The organism is Treponema sp. OMZ 857, from assembly GCF_024181085.1.
Lineage (GTDB): Bacteria > Spirochaetota > Spirochaetia > Treponematales > Treponemataceae > Treponema.
In genome coordinates, this window is the sequence record NZ_CP051147.1 from 1,048,090 (window position 1) to 1,066,002 (window position 17,913).

Consider the following 17,913-nt stretch of genomic DNA (forward strand, 5'->3'; position numbering starts at 1 on the left):
CTGTCTATGCTCAGAATGGTAATGTTCCGCGTAAAGGCCTAAAATATGCATGATTTATGTACCCGTTGTCCTGTAAAAATAAAAATAAATTTATTTATTTATTTTCTTGACAACACGGTAGAGGCATTGTAGGATTAAATAATACTGGAATGAGTATGAGCGTTATAGGCCAATATATCAATTATACAAGCAGTTATTATGTATACTTAGATAAGTGCTTGTATTGTTGGTTTGGTGCTGTTTTCGACTCTATTTTCAGGTTTATGTAATTTAAGGAGGCACTGTAGAATGAAAATTATTTTTTACGGCGTGCGCGATGTCGAAGTTCCTATCTTTGAAGCGGTAAATAAGAAATTCGGGTACGAAATGACCTTAATCCCCGAATATCTGACCGATGAGGCGACCGCAAAGAAGGCGGCAGGGCATGACGTAGTCGTATTGCGCGGAAACTGCTTTGCGACAAAAGAGCGGCTGGATATTTATAAGGAACTCGGTGTTAAATATGTATTAACCCGAACGGTAGGGGTTAATCACATCGATATCCCGTATGCAAAAGAATTAGGATTTAAAATGGCATATGTGCCGTTTTATTCTCCGAATGCGATTGCGGAATTGGCGCTGACGTTAGCGATGACTTTGTTGCGCAATGTTACGTATACCGGCAACAAAACAAAAGATAAGAATTTTATCGTTGATAAGCAAATGTTCTCGCGTGAAGTACGGAATTGTACGGTCGGCGTACTCGGTCTGGGACGAATCGGTATGACAGCCGCTAAACTGTTTAAAGGTTTAGGCGCGAATGTTATCGGATTTGATATTTTCCCGAAAACCGGTGTAGAAGACATCGTTACGCAGGTGCCGATGGATGAGGTGCTTGCAAAATCAGATATTATCACGCTCCATGCTCCGTATATCAAAGAAAACGGTAAGATTATCACCAAAGAGGCAATTGCAAAGATGAAGGATAATGTTATCCTCATCAATACGGGACGAGGTGAATTGGTCGATACCGATGCGTTGGTTGAAGGGCTGGAAAGCGGAAAGATCTACGGTGCGGGTATCGATACCTTGGATAACGAGGTAGAAATCTTCTTTAAAGATTTTAAAGGAAAGACCTTGCCTGTTCCTGCATTTGAGAAGCTGATCAATATGTATCCGAAAGTCATTATTACGCCGCACGTCGGTTCCTATACCGATGAAGCCGCTCTTAATATGATCGAAACAACCTTCGATAATGTAAAAGAATATCTCGACACCGGAGATTGCAAAAATAAAATTCAGTAATTGACTGCTAGTGGTGTGCAACAGTAAATGCATCTTATGAGGAGGTAATGAAAGATGTTTACATTTACGTTTGATATGTATCTAACGTTGGGGCTTGCTATTATACTGTACCTGTTGGGAAGCGGTATTAAAGCAAAAGTCGGGCTTTTTCAGAAGTACTACATTCCTGCGCCGGTTATCGGAGGAACACTGTTCTCAATTGTAATGTTAGTAGGCCATAATATGGGGCTGTTTACATTTACATTTGACGGAAATTTGAAGAATTTCTTCATGGTTGTGTTCTTTACCAGTGTCGGTTTCTTGGCAAGTGTTTCTGCATTGAAAAAGGGTGGTATTGCAACACTTCTGTTTTTGGCCGCAGCAGCGGTACTCTGTGTTGTACAAGACGGTGTCGGTATTGCCTTGGCAAAGGTGTTCGGGCTTAACCCCGGTATCGGTTTGGCAGCAGGTTCTATCCCGTTGACCGGCGGACACGGAACGTCGGGTGCCTTCGGTCCTTATTTGGAAGAACGGGGAGTTTCAGGTGCTACGGTTGTTGCAATTGCTTCGGCAACCTACGGCTTGGTAGCGGGCTGTTTGCTCGGAGGTCCGATTGCAAAGCGTTTAAAGGATAAGCACAACCTCGTGTGCAAAGAAGTCAACGCAAAAGATGCTCAACAGCAAGCTGAAAATGAAGAGACCCTTGCTCAAAAAGCTACCATGACTGAGAAATCCTTCTTTAAAGCAGCCTGTATGATCGGTATTTCAATGGGTGTCGGCGGCCTTATCACTCCGCTTATTAAAAAAGCAGGACTGTCTTTACCGGCATACCTCATCCCGATGCTCATTGCCGCTATTATGCGTAACGTTGTCGATAAGACTGAAAGCAAAACACCTATCGATGAAATCGGTATTATCGGAAGCGTATGTCTTTCCTTCTTCTTGGCCATCGCATTAATGTCGATGAAGCTGTGGGAATTGGCAGACTTGGCGATTCCGCTTATCGTAATCCTGTTGGTACAGACCGTCGTTATGGGATTGTTTGCCTATTTTGTAACCTTCAATATTATGGGACGGGACTACGATGCTGCGGTTATGGCGACCGGTCACTGCGGCTTCGGTATGGGCGCTACCCCGAACGCTATCGCAAACATGGAAGCGTTCACCTCGGTAAATGGTTTCTCGACAAAGGCTTTCTTAGCTGTTCCGCTCGTAGGTTCACTGTTTATCGACTTTGTTAATGCGTTTATCATTCAGACCTTTACCAGTATCTTTGTCGGGTAACGTTGAAAAGAACATATCTATTGTGAGGTATCTTCTAAAGATATAACCAAGTTTTTAGAGATACCCTAGAACAGTCAAAAAGTGCTTTGCTGTCTCGACAGTAAAGCACTTTTTGTATTATGATAGGGCTATTATCCAGGATGCTTTTTCAAGCTATTTATTCCTTATAGGAGGTATGAATGATTACAACAGAGTACATAAGCTTTGTTACAAGCTTGTTGTCATCTCTGCTTGGGCTTGGCATTGTGTTTTTATCTCTAATCTTCTTAGCGATTTACGTTATGATCGTTTCGAAAGTTATTTCGGGCTTAGAGAAAAACTTACCGGCCAAAGCTCAAGCAGCCCCTGCGGCAGCGGCATCTACAGCCGTCAATGCGAAGCCTGCAGCGGGTGCCGAAGCGGTAAAGGTTGCGGTTATTGCGGCCGCAATCAGCGAAGAAAGGCGCGAGCCTTTAAATTCATTCGTAATTACGAATATTAAGAAACTATAAATCACATAAAGGAGTGTTTAGTATGAACTATGTAGTCACTGTGAATGGTGAAAAATATGAAGTTGAAGTCGAGAGAGTCGGCGGCGGCTCTTCCTCTTTGTCCAGACGCCCCCCTGAGCGGGTATCCCACGCTGTTCAAGCTGCTCCCGCAGCTCAACCTGTCGCCGCCCCGCAGCCTGTTGCTCCGGCACCTGCTGCTCCCGCAGCTTCCGGTTCTGCCGGTTCCGTAGTCAGCCCGATGCCCGGTACCGTTCTTGATGTAAAAGTGAAAGAGGGCGATGCTGTTTCCGTCGGTCAAGTGGTCGTTATTTTGGAAGCCATGAAGATGGAAACCGAAATCGTATCCGAAGTTGCCGGTTCCGTAGCTGCTGTCAGGGTAAAGAAAGGAGATGCCGTCGATACTGATACCGTACTGGTAGAGGTTAAATAAGGGGCACCGCATGGAATTCATTAAGGTTATAGGGACGATGATGCAACAATCAGGCTTTGCTGCGTTGACATGGCAGCAGCTTGTGATGTTTGTCATCTCGTTCGTTTTAATTTATTTAGCAATCGTCAAACAGTTTGAACCGTTGCTGCTGTTGCCGATTGCTTTCGGTATGTTTTTGACGAATTTACCGTTAGCGGATTTGATGAAGGAAGCGGATCCTTGGTATACGTCCGGTGTACTGCGGATTATCTATAGTGGTATCAAAAGTAACCTCTTCCCGTGCTTAATATTCATGGGAATAGGCGCAATGACTGATTTCGGGCCGCTTATCGCCAACCCCATCAGCTTGCTGCTCGGAGCGGCAGCGCAGTTCGGTATCTATATTACCTTTATGGCTGCCAGCGCCTTACCGATTTTTACGGCAAAGCAGGCTGCCGCTATCGCTATCATCGGCGGAGCTGACGGTCCTACCTCTATTTATATTGCAAACAACTTGGCGCCCGAACTGCTGGCACCGATTGCCGTTGCAGCGTATTCGTACATGGCGCTGATTCCGTTGATTCAGCCGCCGATTATGAAGCTGTTAACCACCAAAAAAGAGCGGGCGGTTAAGATGAAGCAGTTGCGGAAGGTGAGTAAGACCGAAAAGATCGTATTCCCGATCGGAACCGTTCTATTTACTGCGCTGTTGCTGCCGTCGGTTGCTCCGTTGCTCGGTATGCTGATGTTGGGCAATATTTTTAGAGAGTCCGGTGTTGTACAGCGCTTGTCCGATACGGCACAAAACGCTTTGATTAACATCGTTACGATTATGCTCGGCGTTACGGTTGGTGCTACCGCTAACGGAGAGCTGTTCCTGCGGGTGCAAACGATTACCATTATCTTTATGGGCTTGTTTGCGTTCTGTATGTCTACCGTCGGCGGTGTTCTGCTCGGAAAGGTGTTGTATGTCGTTACCGGCGGGAAAATCAACCCGTTAATCGGGTCTGCGGGTGTTTCAGCAGTACCGATGGCTGCGCGCGTTTCGCAAACGGTCGGTGCGTCCGAAAATCCGACGAACTTCCTGTTGATGCACGCAATGGGGCCGAATGTGGCCGGTGTTATCGGATCTGCGGTTGCAGCCGGTTATTTTATGCTGATTTTCGGCAAGTAATAATGCAGAGGGAATACCGATGTTATCGGCGTTCCCTCTTTGTATCATAGAATGTATCGCTGAAGAGTGATTTCTGCGATACATTCTATCTCATTAAAGTACATATAGTTGGAAGGAGATGTATTATGAGTAAGGTTATGTCATTGCATGATGCAATCAAAACGTACGTAAAATCGGGCGATGTTCTTTGTTTCGGCGGTTTTACGACAAACCGCAAGCCTTATGCGGCGGTAAATGAGATCTTGCGTCAAGGTTTAGGTGATTTTATCGGTTATTCCGGCCCTGCCGGCGGCGACTGGGATATGTTGATCGGTGAAGGAAGGGTAAAGGCCTTTATTAACTGCTATATTGCAAATTCCGGTTATACGAACGTAGCGCGCCGTTTCCGTCACGAAATTGAAAAAAACAAAAAAATGCAGCTGGAAGACTATTCGCAGGATGTTTTGATGCTGATGCTTCACGCCTCTTCTCTCGGCCTTCCGTATCTTCCGGTACGGCTGATGCAGGGTTCCGACTTGGTAAACAAATGGGGAATCAGTAAAGAAGAGCGGGCAAAAGATCCGCGGCTCCCCAATGATAAATTGATAGAGATGGAAAACCCCTTTAACCCCGGTGAAAAGGTTGTTGCCGTTCCGGTGCCGCGCTTGGATACCGCAATCATCCACGTGCAGAAGGCTTCTATTGATGGAACCTGTTCCATCGAAGGTGATGAATTCCACGATATCGACATCGCAATTGCGGCAAAAAAATGTATCGTAACCTGCGAAGAGCTCGTAACCGAAGAAGAAATCAGAAAAGACCCGAGTAAAAACTCAATTCCGCAGTTCTGCGTTGATGCGGTTGTTCACACTCCCTACGGCGCTCATCCCGCTCAGTGCTATAACTATTATGACTACGATGCGAATTTCTTCAAAATGTATGACAGTGTTACCAAAACCGAAGAAGATTTTAAAGCCTACTTGCAGGAATGGGTATACGGCGTGAAAGATCATACCGAATATATCGATAAACTGGGGGCAAGCAGATTGGCAAACCTGAAGGTCGTGCAGGGATTCGGTTATGCGGCAAAGCTTGTAAAGGAGGAAAAGTAAGATGGCAAATTATAAGAACTATACCAATAAAGAAATGCAGGCGATTACAATCGCGAAGACTATTAAAGACGGTCAGATCGTTATTGTAGGAACAGGTCTTCCTTTAATCGGAGCATCGTTGGCAAAACGGATCTTTGCTCCGAATTGTAGGCTGATTGTAGAAAGCGGTTTGATGGACTGCGCGCCCATTGAAGTACCGCGCAGCGTCGGTGATAACCGGTTGATGGCTCACTGCGGTGTACAATGGCCGAACGTCCGCTTTATCGGTTTTGAAGCAAACGAGTGGCTGAATGATAAAGAGCGCATGATCGCCTTTATCGGCGGTGCACAGATTGACCCCTACGGAAACGTAAACTCAACCTGTATCGGCGATTATCATAATCCTATTACCCGGTTTACCGGTTCGGGCGGTGCAAACGGTATCGCAACATATTCCAATACCGTTATTATGATGCAGCATGAAAAACGCCGCTTTATCGACAAAATTGACTACATCACCAGCGCCGGATGGGGAGACGGCCCCGGCGGACGTGAAAGACTCGGTCTTCCGGGAAACAGAGGCCCGATCGCCGTTGTTACCGACCGCGGTATCCTCAAATTTGACGAGAAGACCAAGCGGATGTACTTAGCGGGATATTATCCGACTTCTTCCCCCGAGGACGTACTGGAAAATACCGGTTTTGATATCGATGTTTCTAAGGCTGTTCTGCTTGATGCGCCGAGCGAAGATGTCATTAAGATGATTCGCGAGGAAATCGATCCCGGACAGGCATTTATCAAGGTTCCTGTCGAAGAATAAACGATTGCGCTCCTCACCGGCTTACCGATGTATGAGGAGCGTTCATAAAAGGTCTCGCGTACAAGGTAATGCTGAAATACGCGGGGCTGTATAACCGGAGGAATAGACATGGGTGATTATTCGATGCCAAACTATTTCCAGAATATGGAACAAGTTGGAAAAGCATTGGCACATATTGATGAAGAAAATGAGAAGCTGATTAAAGATGTTGAAGAAGAAATCGGCAGACTTGTAGATGAGATTCATGAAGCAGGAACACCGACGGAGGCTATCAACGAAAAAGGGCAAATGACCGCGCTGCAGCGGATCGCCGACCTGATTGACGAAGGTACATGGTGTCCTTTAAACAGCCTCTATAATCCGCAGGACTTTGAAACCGCGACCGGTATCGTCAAAGGCTTGGGACGGATTAACGGAAAATGGGCGGTTATCGTTGCATCCGATAATAAGAAGATTGTCGGTGCGTGGGTTCCCGGGCAAGCGGAAAACTTACTGCGGGCTTCCGATACGGCAAAATGTCTCCGCATTCCGCTGGTCTATGTATTGAATTGTAGCGGTGTTAAACTTGACGAACAGGAAAAAGTCTATGCAAATCGGCGCGGCGGCGGTACTCCGTTCTATCGGAACGTAGAGCTGCAGCAGCTCGGTGTTCCCGTTATCGTCGGTATCTATGGCACGAACCCTGCGGGCGGCGGTTACCACAGTATCAGCCCGACCATCCTTATCGCGCATGAAAAAGCGAATATGGCAGTCGGTGGTGCCGGTATCGTCGGCGGTATGAACCCGAAAGGCTATATCGACCAAGAGGGCGCCGAGCAGATTATCGAGGCAAGCAAAAAATCCAAGGGCGTTGACGTTCCCGGCACCGTATCCATTCACTACAACGAAACGGGCTTCTTCCGCGAAGTGTACAGCGATGAAATCGGCGTATTGGACGGTATCAAAAAGTACATGGACTACCTGCCTGCCTACGATTTGGAATTTTTCCGCGTAGACGAACCGAGAGAGCCTGCGCTTGACCCGAATGATCTTTATTCCATTTTGCCGATGAACCAGAAGAAGATATATAATATCTACGATATTATCGGACGGCTGGTAGATAACAGCGAATTCAGCGAATACAAAAAAGGCTACGGCCCCGAAATGGTAACCGGTATTGCGAAGGTAGACGGCTTGTTAGTCGGTATTGTGGCAAACTTCCAAGGCTTGCTGCTGAAATATCCCGAATACAAGGAAGGTGCTGTCGGTATCGGCGGTAAGCTCTATCGGCAGGGACTTATGAAGATGAATGAGTTCGTAACGCTCTGTGCACGCGATAAGATTCCGATTGTCTGGCTGCAGGATACTACCGGTATCGACGTCGGAAATGATGCGGAAAAAGCGGAGCTGCTCGGTTTGGGACAGTCTCTTATCTACTCCATCCAGAATTCCAATATTCCGCAGATGGAGGTTACGTTGCGTAAGGGTACCGCTGCGGCTCACTACGTATTGGGCGGGCCTCAGGGCAACGATACCAATGCGTTCTCACTCGGAACCGCGGCAACCGAAATCAACGTTATGAACGGTGAAACTGCCGCAACCGCGATGTATTCACGCCGCTTGGTTAAGGATAAGGATGCGGGAAAAGATTTAACACCGACCATTGAAAAGATGAACAAACTGATCAATGAGTATAAGGAAAAATCCATTCCGCAGTATTGTGCCAAGACCGGTATGGTCGACGAAATCGTCAATCTGTATGATATACGGGCGTATATGATCGCGTTTGCAAACTCGGTCTATCAGAATCCGAAAGCGATGTGCGCATTCCATCAAATGCTGCTGCCGCGGGCAATTCGAGAATATAATACCTTTGTAAAGAAATAGAACTATAAAACGGCACCGGTACACTGTTTTGAACGGTGAAGCCGGTGTTGTTTCGTTTGGGAACCGCTCAAACGGATAACAACCGCGTCAGACGGTTCTCTTATTTATGCACTGTTAAATTCCGTAATTTTTATACGGAAATACAAGCATTATCAGGAGTTATCGGTTTATGGAAAGAATTGTTTTAAAATTAGGTATGTTTGAAACACTCATGGTTGCCGTTATTGCAATCTATGTAGGGGAGTTCTTGCGTAACAAGATTCCCGTTCTCAAAAAATATTGTTTGCCCGCTGCCGTTGTGGGCGGTACCTTATTTGCGCTCCTTTCGTTATTGCTCTATTCGGTCAATATTTTTGAACTCAATTTTGATTATAAAACGGTCAATCAGCTGTTCTATTGTCTTTTCTTTGCCGCAAGCGGCGCTGCTGCGAGTTTGGCATTGTTGAAAAAAGGCGGCAAGCTGGTAATTATTTTTACCGTACTGGCAGCTTTGCTTGCCGCGTTGCAAAACGCCGCCGCTATTTCGGTAGGAAGCCTTTTTAACATCAGTCCGCTTATTTCGTTGATGACTGGCAGTATTCCGATGACCGGCGGTCATGGAAATGCGGCTTCGTTTGCTCCGATTGCCGTAGAAGCGGGTGCAACCGCGGCTATGGAAGTTGCGATTGCCGCTGCAACCTTCGGATTGATTTCAGGTTGTATCTTGGGCGGTCCGTTCGGTAACTTTATGGTAAAGCGTTTCCACCTTGAAAACCCTGAATTGGACGGCAAGGAAGAAGCGGCGGAATTAAAGGCTGAAGGTTCTGGCGGTACAGCCGGCGCTTTGGTAGATAAAGCCAATGTACTGCAGGCAGTGTTTATGCTCTGTATTGCGTGCGGTATCGGACAAGTTTTATTTTTAGCCTTGAAGTATTTCAAGATCAACTTCCCCATTCACGTATGCTGTATGTTCGGCGGAATCGCTATGCGCCTTTTGTTGGATTTAACTTCAAAAACTAATCCCGCAAAGCACAATGTATTATATGATGCATTCGATATCGTCGGTGAGTTTTCGCTCGCGTTATTTGTTTCGATGTCGATTGTTTCAATGAAACTCTGGCAACTCGCAGGCTTAGGCTCCGCACTGGTTGTATTGCTGCTCGTACAAGTTGTATTAATTCTTATCTTCTGTTACTTCCTTACGTTTAATCTTTTGGGAAGAAACTATGACGCGGCGGTTATGGCAGTCGGACATATCGGGTTCGGTCTAGGGGCAGTGCCTGTTTCGATGACGACAATGCAGACGGTATGCCGCAAATACCGCTACTCAAAGTTGGCATTCTTTGTCGTGCCGGTTATCGGAGGATTTATCAGTAATATTACCAATGCAATTATCATTACAAAGTTCTTGGATTTGGCTAAGCACATGCTTGGACTGTAATGTGTAAGCGGTTTTTGCCGCAAGTAACGGTAACCGCTGACTGAAAAGCGGTTGCCTGAAAATTGCCCGTGATCGGGAATTTTTGTATATTTTTATCGGCAAGGGAGTGGATATATCGTTATGAGTATATTTACTATGGGCGTAGACGTCGGTTCTACAGCTTCCAAGTGTGTTATTATCAAGGACGGGAAGGAAATCGTCGCAACGGCTGTCGTTCCGGTGGGGACGGGAACAAGCGGGCCGGCACGGGTAATGAAGCAGGCGCTTGATCAGCTGGGGTTTACCTCGATGGAGCAGCTTGACGGAGCTATCGCAACTGGCTATGGGCGTAATTCGTTAAAGGAAGTACCGGCACAGATGTCTGAACTGTCCTGCCATGCAAAAGGCGCTTATTTCTTGTTCCCGCGTGTTCGTACTATTATCGATATCGGTGGGCAGGATTCTAAGGCGTTAAAGCTTAGCGATAACGGTATGCTTGAAAACTTTGTTATGAACGATAAGTGCGCTGCCGGTACGGGACGCTTCCTCGATGTTATCGCAAAGGTTTTGGAAATCAATTTGGAGGATCTCGAAAAACTTGACGAACAGTCCACCAAAGAGCTGACAATCAGTTCAACCTGTACCGTTTTTGCCGAATCGGAAGTTATCTCTCAGTTGGCGAGCGGTGCAAAAATTCCCGATATTGTAAAAGGAATCCACACTGCAATAGCGAGCCGTGTCGGCAGTTTGGCCAAGCGGGTCGGTATTCAGGATGACGTCATAATGACCGGAGGAGTAGCCCTGAATAAGGGAATGGTACGGGCATTAGAAAAGAATATAGGATTTAAAATTCACACGAGTGAGTATTGCCAGTTAAATGGCGCAATTGGAGCCGCTCTGTTTGCACATCAAAAGTGTATGCAGGCGGGAAAATAAGTAAGGCTCTACGCCGGTTAATGCAAGGCCGGTGCAGGCCTGAATGGCATCTTTTAAAGAACCTGCCGGTTTTTTTTAAGATAACCTTGAGGACATAGGAGGAAACAAATGGCCCAAAAAATGGAAAAGTTACCCAACAAAACGCCGCGGCCGATTGAAGGTCATAAGCCCGCAGCAGCTATTTTACGCGATGTCGTAGATAAGGTCTATGCGAACGCGTGGGAAGCAAAGCGGCGCGGTGAATTAGTCGGATGGAGTTCTTCTAAATTTCCAATTGAATTAGCGAAAGCTTTTGATCTTAATGTTGTTTATCCCGAAAACCATGCAGCATCGACGGCTGCTAAGAAAGACGGATTGCGCCTCTGCCAAGCTGCGGAAGATATGGGATACGATAACGATATTTGCGGTTATGCGCGCATCAGCCTTGCGTATGCCGCAGGAGAGCCTACCGATTCGCGCAGAATGCCGCAGCCCGACTTTTTGTTGTGCTGTAACAATATCTGCAATATGATGACCAAATGGTACGAAAATATTGCACGTATGCATAATATTCCGCTCATCATGGTCGACATCCCGTTCTCCAACACGGTGGATGTTCCCGAAGAAAAAGTGGATTATCTTATCGGACAGTTTGATTATGCCATCAAGCAGCTGGAACAATTGACCGGTAAAAAATTCGACGAAAAGAAATTTGAGGATGCCTGTGCGCGTGCAAACAGAACCGCCGCGGCATGGTTGAAATCCTGTTCATTTATGTCATATAAGCCGTCTCCGTTAAGCGGGTTTGACCTGTTTAACCACATGGCAGACATTGTCGCCGCCCGCTGTGAGGAAGACGCCGCTGTCGGTTTTGAACTCTTGGCACAGGAATTTGAACAATCGGTAAAAGAAAATACCTCTACGTGGGAATATCCCGAAGAGCATCGTATCTTGTTTGAAGGTATTCCGTGCTGGCCGGCGCTTCGTCCCTTGTTTGATCCCTTAAAGGATAGCGGCGTTAACGTAACCGCTGTCGTATATGCTCCGGCATTCGGCTTCCGTTATGAGAATATCCGTGAAATGGCCGCCGCATACTGCAAGGCGCCGTGTTCCGTCTGTATCGAAACCGGTGTTGAATGGCGCGAAACTATGGCAAAAGAAAACGGTATCAGCGGCGCGTTGGTCAACTACAACCGTAGCTGTAAACCGTGGAGCGGCGCGATGCCCGAAATTGAGCGGCGCTGGAAGGAAGACCTCGGTATTCCGGTCGTCCACTTCGACGGCGATCAAGCTGACGAACGCAACTTCTCTACGGAACAGTACAAAACACGTGTACAGGGCTTGGTAGAAATTATGGACGATCGCAAGCAGGATAAACTGGCGAAGGGCGAGGACGTCTATACCAACTTTAAAAACACCAAAGAGACCGATTGGTCGAAGCCGACGCTGGAGTAGGGGAGGATAGTATGGAAACAATCAAAGAATTATTGGAACAATTTAAATATTTGGCGAACAATCCGCGGAAGCAGCTGGATAAATACCTTGCGGCAGGGAAAAAAGCCGTCGGTATTTTCCCGTACTACGCGCCCGAAGAAATTGTCTATGCGGCAGGCATCGCACCGTTCGGCGTATGGGGCGGTCAAGGCCCCATCGAGCGGGCAAAGGAATACTTCCCGACATTCTATTACTCGTTGGCATTGCGCTGTTTGGAGATGGCCTTGGACGGTACCCTCGACGGGCTTTCCGCTTCGATGCTGACAACGCTGGACGATACACTGCGTCCGCTCTCCCAGAACTACAAGGTGAGCGCCGGACGGAAAATTCCGATGATCTTCATCAATCACGGTCAGCACCGTAAGGAAGATTTCGGCAAGAAGTACAACGCACGTATCTTTACCAAGGCGAAGGAAGAGCTGGAAAAAATCTGCGGCGTTAAAGTAACCGATGAAAACTTAAAGAAAGCGTTCAAAGTGTATAACGAAAACAGGGCTGAAAAGCGCCGGTTTATCAAGCTCGCTGCGGTTCATCCGCAGAGCATAAAGGCTTCCGACCGCTGCTATGTGCTGAAAAGCTCATACTTTATGCTGAAAGACGAACACACAGAATTGCTCAAAAAGCTGAACGCCTTGCTCGAAGCCTTGCCGGAAGAAAAATGGGACGGCGTTCGGGTGGTTACCAGCGGTGTTATTGCCGATAACCCCGGTTTGCTGGATATCTTAGATTCCTACAATGTCTGTGTTGTTGCCGATGACGTTGCGCATGAATCTCGCGCGTTGAAGGTTGATATCGATCTTTCCATCGACGATCCGATGCTGGCGCTTGCCGATCAATTTGCCCGCATGGATGAGGATCCGCTGCTCTATGATCCGGATTTGACAAAGCGTCCTGCGTATGTGGTGAAACTGGCAAAGGACAACAAGGCTGACGGATGCCTCCTCTTTATGCTCAACTTTGATGATACGGAAGAGATGGAATATCCTTCGCTTAAGCAGGCATTCAGTGAAGCAAAAATCCCGTTGATTAAAGTCGGTTATGATCAGCAGATGTCGGACTTCGGGCAGGTAAAAACACAGCTTGAAACATTCAACGAGATTGTACAGCTCAATCGGATGTAAGGGGGTAGCAGTATGAGTGAAAATGTATGGGAAAATGATGATTTTATTTTTAAAGGCGCCGAATTAAAGGGCATGACGCAGAAGGGAAAGGATAAGGTAAAAACACAAGGGCTTACCGATTTGACCATTCCGGCGACAGCTCCTGACGGGACTCCTATTACGCGGATCGGCGACAATGCATTTTACCGCAGGGGCTTAACCTCCGTTGTTATCCCCGACACGGTAGAGAGCATCGGCTATGATGCATTCGGTGTGTGTAAATTGACTTCGGTTAAACTGCCGAGCGCGTTGAAGGACATTGAAGGCTTTGCTTTTTACCGGAACGGTCTTAAAGAAGTTACCTTCGGGGGTAAGGAAACAAAGATTGAGCCGAGCGCCTTTGCATTAAATGCGTTGACGGAACTCAACTTGCCTGCAACCCTTGAGCTGATTGATACTTCATCCTTCTACAAGAATGAGCTGACGGCGGTCAAGATTCCTGCATCGGTGAAGAAAATCAATATGTATGCTTTTTTGAAGAACAACATCAAAGAAGTGGAAATCCCCAAATCCGTGGAATTTGTGCATGCACACGCATTTGAACCGACTACCGAAGTAAAAAAATAAAAGCTCTTCTATGAAAATGAAAAAATAGAGGAAAATCTATGCCTTCAGTATATGTAAGTTTCTGTGCATATACTGAAGGTGTCTAGTGTATTATCAGTTATCCCCTTACAAATTATCGAATAATCATATTTTAGTATTGATTTTGCCGAATGTGAATATTGACAGTACCGCTTCTGAAATTGTAGTATTCATTATGAATTTAGGCGTTGCGCTTTGATACGAGGAGTTATTGTATATGAAAAAAGCTGTGTCATACAAGTATTCAAAACAGCGGGAGGCATTGTTTAACCTATTATGTTCTACTCATACGCATCCTACGGCTGCGTGGTTGTATGATAAACTTCGGAAAGACTTTCCTCACTTGAGTCAGGGAACCGTTTACCGTAACTTAAATATTCTTGCCGAGCAAAAACGAATCAAGGTTATTAATGTTGACGGTACCTTTGCTCATTTCGATGCGGATATGAGCGCTCATAATCACGTCATCTGTACCCGGTGCGGCAAGGTAGAAGATGCGTTTATGCCGTCTGATGAAGATTGTGAGAAAAAGGCTGCGGAGATGAGCGGCTATCGCATTGATTCACATCGGTTTGATTTTTTTGGACTCTGTCCTGAGTGTCAGTGTCTTGAAAAGGATTGAGTTCTATAGTAATTTATTCATGCGAAAAACTTTCGCACTAGACAAACTTCTTTAAGAGCTCTATGAGTTTTTTAGATGTCTGGATATCCGTTTAGAAATGGAGGTTGTGATGAATAAAACACTGAAAACATTGTTTTATATTCTCTGTGTTTGTGTTCTGTTATTCGGTTTCGGTGCTTGCGCATCTAATAAACCTAAGCCGGAGCAAAAACCTGAATCGGTAAAGCCTGCTGATTCGGAGAAAAGCGAAGAACAGGTAAAGACAGCTCGTCTACTGGATGAGATGGCAAAGGCTCGTACCGAAGCAGTTAACGTCAAGGCAGATACGACTTATCCTGCGCAGTTTAAATCAGCCGACGATACGGCGGCCGAAGCAAGAAAGAGTTATGAATCAAATAACCTTGCTGAAGCACAGGAAAAGGCTCAAAGAGCTACCGCTCAGTATCGTACTCTGGCTAACCGAATGAAGATCGCCGAGTTAAAAGCAAAGATCGACAAAAATAAATTTGCAGAATATGATGCGGAAAGCTATAAAAAGGCTCAAGATTTATCTGCAAAGATACCCGCTCTTTATGAACCTGATCCGGCAAAAGCTTTTGAAACCTCTGAAGAGGCACTGAATTTCTATGAGAAGGTAAAAGAAGCCGGTTTTGCTTCGATGATGGGTGATGCAAAAAAGAAGGCCGATGAAGCACGTTCCCGCGCAGATTCGGTTAAAGCGGCTACGGCGATGAAAGACCCGTATACAAAAACGGTGAATCGTTACCGCACAGCAGGAATTGCTGCCGGTAATAAGAAGTATGAACAAGCGTATACGGGCTATATGACTGCTTCCGATGAGTTTAACGATATCTACGAAAAGGTAAAAGTTAAACGGGCACAGGCAAATGATGCAATGGAACGGGCAAAAGCTCGTCAGGATGCCAGCAGCAAGCTTGCAAAAGAAGCCGACCGCGAAGCGCCGTTGCCGGAAAATGCGGAAGGTTTTTCCGAAGAGCCGGTTAATCTTGATGAATTACAGCGTTCTACAAATACCGGCAATATAACGTCATCCGGTAACGGGAGGTAACCCATGAAAAAAACAGCGATTCTCTGTACCGTATTCTTCGTCTTAGGGGCTGCGTTACTATTTGCCGTATCCTATGATAATAATGAGTATCAGCGGAAGAGCCGCGCTTATTCCGAATTGGCACGGCGAGCATATAGCGAAGGTGATTATGACGCTTCTATAGAGTATTCACGGCTTGCCGAAGAGAATGCTCAAAAATCGGCTGATTATATTCAATATATGCTTGCGCGTGTTGAAGCTGAACAAGCAATGAATAGAGCGCGCACCCGCTATACATGGGCGAAAAACAACAAGGCTGAAGAGAAATATCCTGAAGCATTTAAGACAGCAACTGAGGCTTTAAAGGCAGGAAATACCGCATTTGGAAATAAAGACTTTGACGTTGCGGTTGTCTGCGCAAAAAAAGTTTTGGATGCACTTGCTGTCGTTACCGGTGATGAATCCGGTTTCACAACGCTCCCGGCTCAATACCGTATCCGCACATGGCGCGGTGAACGGGACTGTTTATGGAATATCGCAAAGGATAAGGCTATTTATGATAATCCGTATCTGTGGCGGAAGCTGTATGAAGCGAACAAGAATAAGTTGCCCGATCCTAACAACCCTGATCTGGTTGAACCCGGTATTATCTTGACAATTCCGAGCCTCCGCGGCGAAAAACGCAGCGGTATGTACGATCCTGCGGTAACCTACGAAAAATTACCGCCGGCTAAAAAGTAAGAAATAATCATCTGCGAACCTCTAAAAACAAAAGTTTTTAGAGGTTCTTTTATATTCCCGTCCATCAGCGGCAAGGATAAGCTCGCTGATAAAAGAAAAGTGCCGTGCACATAAGCGCGTGGTCGTAGGATCCCGTTCCCATTTTGTTCAATACCTCTTCTACGGGAACCGCCTCGGCTTCTAAAAACTCATCTTCATCCAAATGCTGTGCCTGCGTATCCGATTCACAGTCTGCAAAGTAGATATGGCTTTTATTTCCCATAATTGCAGGGTTGGGATACACTTCACCGAGCAGCGTTAAGTTGCGTCCTGTTTTTCCCGTTTCTTCCAGCAATTCGCGCCGTGCTGCCTGCTCCGGCGTTTCTCCTTCATCGACTACACCACCGGGAAATTCGATCGATAAGTGCGCTGAACCGTGCCTCCACTGCTTTACCATCAAAAAATACTGTTGCCCTTTGGTATCGGTGATACGGGGAATAACGATAACCCATTCCGGTGCGGACAATGTCGAAAACGTCTTTGTTTCGTTGTCGGGCGAAAGACTGGTAATTTCGTTGACGGTAAATACCCGTGTGGTGCATATTTCTTTTGTAGAAACGGGTTTCCATGAAAGACTAGGATTTTTTTGCATAAAAATAGAACCTTCCTTTGACATAATGAGCATTTAGCCTTATTCTATAGAAGAGGAGGCTTTATGGCAATTATCACAATTTCACGGCAAATAGCTTCTTACGGCGATGAAACGGCTTTAGAGTTGGCAAAATCGCTTGGCTACGAGTTTATCGACAAAAAAGACTTGGAGAAAGATCTGATTGACAGGGGTGTTTCAAAAGAGTGTCTTGCTCATTATGACGAGCGGAAACCCGGCTTTTGGGCATCGCTTTCCCGTAACCGCGACGCCTATTTCGATTATTTACGGGAAATCGTGTACGGATATGCGCTGAAAGGAAATAGTATCTTTATCGGCCGCGGCGGTTTTGCGTTATTACGCGGTATCCCCGGTTGCTATGCAGTACGGCTGGTAGCCTCTGATGAGGTTCGGATTGCGCGGTTGATGAAAGAGTTCGATTGGTCCGAAAAAAAAGCCCGTGCTTTGATGGCAGAAAGCGATGCCAACCGCGAAGGATTCCATAAATGTTTTTTTGACATGAAGCCGGAAGACCCTACCCATTACCGCCTTGTTATTAATACTGATTTTGCTACCGCACCGCTTGCCGCAAGTATTATTACTCATGCATGCAAGGATGCTATTTCTCCTGAAGAAGAGCAGGAAGGGCTCAAGCGTATTTCGGAACTGTTACTGGGACAGCGGATTGTCAATTTGATTGCATTTAAGGAAGAACTCCCGATTTATTTTTTGGATGCGGAAGTGTCCGATACACAGATTGTGCTGCATGGAGTTGCGGACTCTGTTGCCTGTATCGACAAAGCGCTTAAAATAGCCGAAGACTTAGCTCAGGGGCGTTCGGTATCAACACAGATCAGCATTGTTAACGAATATAAGCCCTATCCATAGCTGATGCGGTTGCTCCGGGAGTTTCCGTTCTCTTGACTATCCCTTATCTTCATTGT

Annotated in this window: 18 protein-coding genes; 17 read left to right on the forward strand and 1 reads right to left on the reverse strand. The window is 46.2% G+C overall.

Features of this window, described 5'->3' with window-relative positions; translation table 11 throughout:
- Positions 1 to 288: 288 nt before the first annotated feature.
- The 16 genes from E4N66_RS04870 (at position 289) to E4N66_RS04945 (ending at position 16,341) form a co-directional block, all read left to right on the forward strand.
- The gene (locus E4N66_RS04870; protein WP_253729177.1) at positions 289 to 1,284 is read left to right on the forward strand and encodes a 2-hydroxyacid dehydrogenase; all 996 of its coding nucleotides are present in this window, start codon (positions 289 to 291) and stop codon (positions 1,282 to 1,284) included.
- Positions 1,285 to 1,338: 54 nt separating this feature from the next.
- Positions 1,339 to 2,547, forward strand: a complete 1,209-nt coding sequence (gene gltS / locus E4N66_RS04875; protein WP_044015821.1) for a sodium/glutamate symporter — start codon at positions 1,339 to 1,341, stop codon at positions 2,545 to 2,547.
- Positions 2,548 to 2,726: 179 nt separating this feature from the next.
- The gene (locus tag E4N66_RS04880) at positions 2,727 to 3,038 is read left to right on the forward strand and encodes an OadG family transporter subunit (RefSeq protein ID WP_253729178.1); all 312 of its coding nucleotides are present in this window, start codon (positions 2,727 to 2,729) and stop codon (positions 3,036 to 3,038) included.
- Between the two features lie 22 nt (positions 3,039 to 3,060).
- Positions 3,061 to 3,468, forward strand: coding sequence for a biotin/lipoyl-containing protein (locus tag E4N66_RS04885; protein WP_253729179.1), 408 nt, complete (start codon positions 3,061 to 3,063; stop codon positions 3,466 to 3,468).
- A gap of 10 nt (positions 3,469 to 3,478) precedes the next feature.
- Positions 3,479 to 4,621: a sodium ion-translocating decarboxylase subunit beta gene (locus E4N66_RS04890; RefSeq protein ID WP_253729180.1), complete on the forward strand. Its 1,143-nt coding sequence runs from the start codon at positions 3,479 to 3,481 to the stop codon at positions 4,619 to 4,621.
- Between the two features lie 125 nt (positions 4,622 to 4,746).
- A complete protein-coding gene (gene gctA, locus E4N66_RS04895; protein ID WP_253729181.1) occupies positions 4,747 to 5,712 on the forward strand; it encodes a glutaconate CoA-transferase subunit A in 966 nt (321 codons plus the stop codon).
- Position 5,713: 1 nt separating this feature from the next.
- Positions 5,714 to 6,511: a glutaconate CoA-transferase subunit B gene (gene gctB, locus E4N66_RS04900; RefSeq protein WP_253729182.1), complete on the forward strand. Its 798-nt coding sequence runs from the start codon at positions 5,714 to 5,716 to the stop codon at positions 6,509 to 6,511.
- Between the two features lie 108 nt (positions 6,512 to 6,619).
- Positions 6,620 to 8,377, forward strand: coding sequence for an acyl-CoA carboxylase subunit beta (locus E4N66_RS04905; RefSeq protein WP_253729183.1), 1,758 nt, complete (start codon positions 6,620 to 6,622; stop codon positions 8,375 to 8,377).
- A 169-nt stretch (positions 8,378 to 8,546) separates the two neighbouring features.
- The gene (locus tag E4N66_RS04910) at positions 8,547 to 9,797 is read left to right on the forward strand and encodes a sodium/glutamate symporter (RefSeq protein WP_253729184.1); all 1,251 of its coding nucleotides are present in this window, start codon (positions 8,547 to 8,549) and stop codon (positions 9,795 to 9,797) included.
- 120 nt (positions 9,798 to 9,917) lie between these two features.
- Positions 9,918 to 10,712, forward strand: a complete 795-nt coding sequence (locus E4N66_RS04915) for an acyl-CoA dehydratase activase (protein WP_044015835.1) — start codon at positions 9,918 to 9,920, stop codon at positions 10,710 to 10,712.
- Positions 10,713 to 10,820: 108 nt separating this feature from the next.
- The gene (locus tag E4N66_RS04920; RefSeq protein WP_253729185.1) at positions 10,821 to 12,146 is read left to right on the forward strand and encodes a 2-hydroxyacyl-CoA dehydratase subunit D; all 1,326 of its coding nucleotides are present in this window, start codon (positions 10,821 to 10,823) and stop codon (positions 12,144 to 12,146) included.
- 11 nt (positions 12,147 to 12,157) lie between these two features.
- Positions 12,158 to 13,306 (forward strand): 2-hydroxyacyl-CoA dehydratase subunit D, encoded by a 1,149-nt coding sequence (locus tag E4N66_RS04925; RefSeq protein WP_253729186.1) that lies wholly within the window; start codon positions 12,158 to 12,160, stop codon positions 13,304 to 13,306.
- Positions 13,307 to 13,318: 12 nt separating this feature from the next.
- A complete protein-coding gene (locus tag E4N66_RS04930) occupies positions 13,319 to 13,912 on the forward strand; it encodes a leucine-rich repeat domain-containing protein (protein WP_253729187.1) in 594 nt (197 codons plus the stop codon).
- Positions 13,913 to 14,147: 235 nt separating this feature from the next.
- On the forward strand, positions 14,148 to 14,552 hold the full coding sequence (locus tag E4N66_RS04935; RefSeq protein ID WP_044015842.1) for a Fur family transcriptional regulator: 405 nt from the start codon (positions 14,148 to 14,150) through the stop codon (positions 14,550 to 14,552).
- A gap of 109 nt (positions 14,553 to 14,661) precedes the next feature.
- On the forward strand, positions 14,662 to 15,621 hold the full coding sequence (locus tag E4N66_RS04940; protein ID WP_253729188.1) for a hypothetical protein: 960 nt from the start codon (positions 14,662 to 14,664) through the stop codon (positions 15,619 to 15,621).
- Positions 15,622 to 15,624: 3 nt separating this feature from the next.
- Positions 15,625 to 16,341: a LysM peptidoglycan-binding domain-containing protein gene (locus E4N66_RS04945; RefSeq protein ID WP_044015847.1), complete on the forward strand. Its 717-nt coding sequence runs from the start codon at positions 15,625 to 15,627 to the stop codon at positions 16,339 to 16,341.
- 64 nt (positions 16,342 to 16,405) lie between these two features.
- Here E4N66_RS04945 and E4N66_RS04950 read toward each other — a convergent pair whose 3' ends face one another.
- Positions 16,406 to 16,972: an NUDIX hydrolase gene (locus tag E4N66_RS04950; RefSeq protein ID WP_253729189.1), complete on the reverse strand. Its 567-nt coding sequence runs from the start codon at positions 16,970 to 16,972 to the stop codon at positions 16,406 to 16,408.
- 63 nt (positions 16,973 to 17,035) lie between these two features.
- Here E4N66_RS04950 and E4N66_RS04955 point away from each other — a divergent pair, with 63 nt between their 5' ends.
- Positions 17,036 to 17,857, forward strand: a complete 822-nt coding sequence (locus E4N66_RS04955) for a cytidylate kinase-like family protein (protein WP_253672550.1) — start codon at positions 17,036 to 17,038, stop codon at positions 17,855 to 17,857.
- The last annotated feature ends 56 nt before the right edge of the window (positions 17,858 to 17,913 follow it).

Coding starts and splice junctions, on each gene's coding strand:
- E4N66_RS04940 (WP_253729188.1), top strand. CDS start 14,662: ATGAATAAAACACTGAAAACATTGTTTTATATTCTCTGTGTTTGTGTT.
- E4N66_RS04890 (WP_253729180.1), top strand. CDS start 3,479: ATGGAATTCATTAAGGTTATAGGGACGATGATGCAACAATCAGGCTTT.
- E4N66_RS04880 (WP_253729178.1), top strand. CDS start 2,727: ATGATTACAACAGAGTACATAAGCTTTGTTACAAGCTTGTTGTCATCT.
- E4N66_RS04925 (WP_253729186.1), top strand. CDS start 12,158: ATGGAAACAATCAAAGAATTATTGGAACAATTTAAATATTTGGCGAAC.
- E4N66_RS04870 (WP_253729177.1), top strand. CDS start 289: ATGAAAATTATTTTTTACGGCGTGCGCGATGTCGAAGTTCCTATCTTT.
- E4N66_RS04915 (WP_044015835.1), top strand. CDS start 9,918: ATGAGTATATTTACTATGGGCGTAGACGTCGGTTCTACAGCTTCCAAG.
- gctA (WP_253729181.1), top strand. CDS start 4,747: ATGAGTAAGGTTATGTCATTGCATGATGCAATCAAAACGTACGTAAAA.
- gctB (WP_253729182.1), top strand. CDS start 5,714: ATGGCAAATTATAAGAACTATACCAATAAAGAAATGCAGGCGATTACA.
- E4N66_RS04930 (WP_253729187.1), top strand. CDS start 13,319: ATGAGTGAAAATGTATGGGAAAATGATGATTTTATTTTTAAAGGCGCC.
- E4N66_RS04935 (WP_044015842.1), top strand. CDS start 14,148: ATGAAAAAAGCTGTGTCATACAAGTATTCAAAACAGCGGGAGGCATTG.
- E4N66_RS04945 (WP_044015847.1), top strand. CDS start 15,625: ATGAAAAAAACAGCGATTCTCTGTACCGTATTCTTCGTCTTAGGGGCT.
- E4N66_RS04905 (WP_253729183.1), top strand. CDS start 6,620: ATGGGTGATTATTCGATGCCAAACTATTTCCAGAATATGGAACAAGTT.
- gltS (WP_044015821.1), top strand. CDS start 1,339: ATGTTTACATTTACGTTTGATATGTATCTAACGTTGGGGCTTGCTATT.
- E4N66_RS04950 (WP_253729189.1), bottom strand. CDS start 16,972: ATGCAAAAAAATCCTAGTCTTTCATGGAAACCCGTTTCTACAAAAGAA.
- E4N66_RS04920 (WP_253729185.1), top strand. CDS start 10,821: ATGGCCCAAAAAATGGAAAAGTTACCCAACAAAACGCCGCGGCCGATT.
- E4N66_RS04885 (WP_253729179.1), top strand. CDS start 3,061: ATGAACTATGTAGTCACTGTGAATGGTGAAAAATATGAAGTTGAAGTC.
- E4N66_RS04910 (WP_253729184.1), top strand. CDS start 8,547: ATGGAAAGAATTGTTTTAAAATTAGGTATGTTTGAAACACTCATGGTT.
- E4N66_RS04955 (WP_253672550.1), top strand. CDS start 17,036: ATGGCAATTATCACAATTTCACGGCAAATAGCTTCTTACGGCGATGAA.